The organism is Pseudoalteromonas sp. TAE56, from assembly GCF_000497955.1.
Lineage (GTDB): Bacteria > Pseudomonadota > Gammaproteobacteria > Enterobacterales > Alteromonadaceae > Pseudoalteromonas.
In genome coordinates this window covers 1-3,826 of sequence record NZ_AUTN01000009.1, presented here as the reverse complement: position 1 = coordinate 3,826, position 3,826 = coordinate 1, and the positions used below count along the sequence as shown (strand labels likewise).

Here is a 3,826-nt window from a genome sequence, read left to right as displayed (position 1 = left end):
TTGGGTATATATTGGCTGACTACAAAACAAAAAACCCCGCAAAGGCGGGGTTTTTAACTACCTTACTGATTACTCAGTTACGATAGTTACGTATTTACGGTTTAAAGGACCTTTTTGTTCAAACTGAACTTTACCATCTGCTTTTGCGAAGATAGTGTGGTCTTTACCGATACCTACGTTAGTACCAGGGTGGAAACGAGTTCCACGCTGACGAACAATGATGCTACCCGCTAGAACTGATTCGCCACCAAAACGCTTAACACCTAGGCGTTTGCTTTCTGAATCGCGACCGTTACGAGTACTACCAGCTGCTTTTTTATGTGCCATTTCTAAGTACCTCTAATTAAGCGCTAATGCTAGTGATTTTAACTTCAGTGAACCATTGACGATGGCCCATTTGCTTACGAGAATGCTTACGGCGTCTAAATTTAACAACCTTAATCTTCTCACCGCGACCATGTGAAACAACCTCAGCTGTTATCTTGCCACCGTTTACGAACGGTACACCGATCTCGATTTTCTCACCATCAGCAACTAAAAGTACTGAATCAAATTCTACTGCCGCACCAGTTTCAACGTCTAATTTTTCAAGACGAATCGTTTGACCTTCAGTCACACGATGCTGTTTACCACCACTTTGGAAAACCGCGTACATAATTAACTCCGTCTGTGCACCCTCAAATCGGCGCAACTAAAATATTCTTCGATAGGGCGCGAAGTTTACGCTAACGCGAAATAACTAGCAAGCCTATTTTGTAATTAAAATGAATAAAAAGTAGCTGCTTTGAGAGCAATTCAATATTTACCCCATTTTATATTAATTGGCCCTTTTGCCAAGCGCTTTTTAACTCTTAGCCGAAATAAATTAATGTACTCAAATATGACCCTCACAGCTCAATATCTAAGCACACCATAAACTGTATATTGATTATCAATTAATCAGTTATCTTGGCTAATTCAGTCTAAATTAAGTACTTTAATAGTGTTTTTTCAATCAATCGTCACAAAATATCGAGCTAGTGCATTTTTTGTTGTACAATCTGCGCCGTTCACACATAAAAATTGGCTCGGAGATCAATGGATATAAAAGCTATCCAGGCGTTAATCGAAAGCGATATGAATGACGTCAATCAACTTATACATGCGCAAATGCGCTCAGATGTGGCGTTAGTTAATCAGCTTGGTTTATATATAGTTAGCAGTGGCGGCAAACGCGTTCGTCCAATGCTGGCTATTTTAGCAGCCAAAGCGCTCGGTTATCAGGGTAAAGATCACATAACACTTGCAACAATTGTTGAGTTTATCCATACAGCAACGCTATTGCATGATGATGTTGTAGATGAATCAAACTTACGACGTGGCACGCCTACAGCAAATGCTGAATTTGGTAATGCTGCTAGCGTATTGGTTGGTGACTTTATTTACACTCGCTCATTTCAGCTTATGGTTGGCCTTGGAAAAATGCAGATTATGCAAGTACTTGCCGATGCAACAAACATTATTGCTGAAGGTGAAGTATTGCAGCTAATGAACTGCAATGACCCAGATACGACTGAAGCCAGCTATATGCAGGTTATTTACTCTAAAACGGCTAAATTATTTGAAGCAGCTACAGGCCTTGCTGCCATTATCACAGAGCAAGACCAAGCGACACTTGATGCACTAAACCTATACGGTATGCATTTAGGTACTGCGTTTCAACTAGTAGATGACGTACTCGATTACAATGCAGATGCTGAGCAGCTAGGTAAAAACATTGGCGATGATTTAGCTGAAGGCAAACCAACCCTTCCGCTTATTTATGCTATGCAACATGGTAGCGAGCAGCAAACACTGCTTATTCGTGATGCAATAGAGCACAGTAATGGTATGGAGCATTTAGAAGAAATTTTAACTGCACTAAAACAAACTAATGCGCTTGAGTTTACAATGCAAAAAGCAGAGCTTGAGGCCGAAAAAGCCATTGCCTGTTTAGATTTTTTAGCTGAGTCTGACTATAAGCAAGCACTTATAAGTATTGCCCGTATTGCGGTTGACCGCGACCACTAGTTTTAACTAGTTACACAGTGTGACATTAATTCTGAGCAATAAAAAAGCCTGCAAATGCAGGCTTTTTTGTTGCTTAAACCGGCTATTACGCCATGAAATCAACACCTTCTTTGATGTCTTTTTTCAGAGTTTCAAGCATGTCATTTTTTGCTTTTGTTTCAAATGCGCTTAGTTCGCCGTAAGAAAGAATTTCTTCTACGCCGTTTTTACCTAAACGTACTGGATGTGCAAAGTACTCTGCATCGCCATTTTCAACAGCAACGTAAGCGTAATCTACAACTTCTTCACCTTGTAGGCCTTTAACTAAAGACATACAAAAACGAGCTGCAGCAGCACCCATAGATAGCGTAGCTGAACCACCGCCTGCTTTAGCATTTACAACTTCAGTACCCGCATTTTGGATACGTGGAGTAAGTGCAGCAACTTCTTCATCAGTGAAAGAAACACCTTCAACTTGAGAAAGTAGAGGCAGAATCGTTGTGCCTGAGTGACCACCAATTACTGGTACTTTTACAGTTGCTACGTCTACGCCTTTAAGTTCAGCAACAAATGCTTCTGAACGAATAACGTCAAGCGTAGTAATACCGAATACGCGTTTAGCGTCGTAAGTACCTGCTTTTTTGAATACTTCAGCAACAATTGGAACTGTGCCATTTACTGGGTTAGTAATAATACCTACTAACGCTTTAGGACAGCTGGCAACAATGCCTTCTGCTAAAGTTTTGATGATGCCAGCATTTACATTGAATAAATCAGCACGATCCATACCTGGTTTACGTGGCATACCCGCTGGGATAAGAACGATGTCAGAACCTTCAAGCGCTTTATTTAAATCGTCTGCGCCAAAGCCTGCAACTTTAACATCTGTTGGGATGTGAGAAAGGTCAACCGCAACACCTGGTACTACTGGTGCAACATCATAAAGTGATAATTCAGAGCCAGCTGGTAAGCCTGTTTTTAATAATAAAGACAACGCTTGGCCGATACCGCCTGCAGCACCTAATACAGCAACTTTCATTGGAATTCTCCGTAATTTGAGGTAGGAAACATTTGTGGCTCTTAAGATAATGAAATTAGCGACTAAAAACAAATTTATCCTGTCTATTTCAAGTATATTTTCGACCATAGTCGTAAACTTATGTGATTTAACGCATCAAACTGGCAAGTTAACTAAACAACTGCTGCATAATTATTCATTTTTGTGTAGAATTTGCGGCATAAATAACAAAAACGAATAAAGACTATGCAACCACAAGATAAACAAGAAGCACTGGTAAAAGCATTTAAATCACTATTAAAAGAAGAAAATTTTGGTTCTCAAGGCGAAATAGTTGATGCGTTAAAAGATCAAGGTTTTGACAATATAAGCCAAAGTAAAGTATCACGCATGTTAAGTAAATTTGGCGCTGTACGCACACGCAATGCCAAACAAGAAATGGTTTACTGCTTACCTGCTGAAATGGGTGTACCTACGGCTAAAAGCCCATTACGCCAATTAGTAATCGACATTATGCACAACGAAATGATGATCATCATTCGTACCAGCCCAGGTGCTGCTCAGCTTATTGCACGTTTATTAGATTCATTAGGTAAAGCAGATGGCGTACTAGGAACTATTGCCGGCGATGACACTATTTTTATCGCTCCTGCTAAAATATCTGAAATAGATGTAACACTTGAACGCGTTCGCATTTTATTTGATACGGTTTAATAGCAAATTAAATTTGTTTTAAAAACCCTATTGAAGGTGCAAAGAAAGCAGAGCCCATATCGGCTT

5 protein-coding genes are annotated in these 3,826 nt (G+C 39.9%); 2 read left to right on the top strand and 3 right to left on the bottom strand.

The window, feature by feature from the left end:
* Positions 1-69: 69 nt before the first annotated feature.
* Both rpmA and rplU read right to left on the bottom strand, forming a co-directional pair.
* On the bottom strand, positions 70-327 hold the full coding sequence (rpmA, locus tag L656_RS0100310; RefSeq protein WP_002957747.1) for a 50S ribosomal protein L27: 258 nt from the start codon (positions 325-327) through the stop codon (positions 70-72).
* Between the two features lie 16 nt (positions 328-343).
* Positions 344-655: a 50S ribosomal protein L21 gene (gene rplU, locus L656_RS0100305; protein WP_002957748.1), complete on the bottom strand. Its 312-nt coding sequence runs from the start codon at positions 653-655 to the stop codon at positions 344-346.
* Between the two features lie 422 nt (positions 656-1,077).
* Between rplU and ispB the strand changes: the two genes are divergently transcribed.
* The gene (ispB, locus tag L656_RS0100300; protein WP_024597739.1) at positions 1,078-2,049 is read left to right on the top strand and encodes an octaprenyl diphosphate synthase; all 972 of its coding nucleotides are present in this window, start codon (positions 1,078-1,080) and stop codon (positions 2,047-2,049) included.
* An 85-nt stretch (positions 2,050-2,134) separates the two neighbouring features.
* Here the strand turns inward: ispB and mdh are convergent, their stop codons facing one another.
* Positions 2,135-3,067 (bottom strand): malate dehydrogenase, encoded by a 933-nt coding sequence (mdh, locus tag L656_RS0100295; protein WP_002957751.1) that lies wholly within the window; start codon positions 3,065-3,067, stop codon positions 2,135-2,137.
* Positions 3,068-3,292: 225 nt separating this feature from the next.
* On the opposite strand from mdh, the gene argR reads away from it, so the two are divergent.
* The gene (gene argR / locus L656_RS0100290; protein ID WP_002957753.1) at positions 3,293-3,760 is read left to right on the top strand and encodes a transcriptional regulator ArgR; all 468 of its coding nucleotides are present in this window, start codon (positions 3,293-3,295) and stop codon (positions 3,758-3,760) included.
* Positions 3,761-3,826: the final 66 nt, after the last annotated feature.

What these genes read in the sequence shown, in the direction of transcription:
- rpmA (WP_002957747.1), bottom strand. Translation starts at nt 327, where the DNA reads ATGGCACATAAAAAAGCAGCTGGTAGTACTCGTAACGGTCGCGATTCA.
- rplU (WP_002957748.1), bottom strand. Translation starts at nt 655, where the DNA reads ATGTACGCGGTTTTCCAAAGTGGTGGTAAACAGCATCGTGTGACTGAA.
- ispB (WP_024597739.1), top strand. Translation starts at nt 1,078, where the DNA reads ATGGATATAAAAGCTATCCAGGCGTTAATCGAAAGCGATATGAATGAC.
- mdh (WP_002957751.1), bottom strand. Translation starts at nt 3,067, where the DNA reads ATGAAAGTTGCTGTATTAGGTGCTGCAGGCGGTATCGGCCAAGCGTTG.
- argR (WP_002957753.1), top strand. Translation starts at nt 3,293, where the DNA reads ATGCAACCACAAGATAAACAAGAAGCACTGGTAAAAGCATTTAAATCA.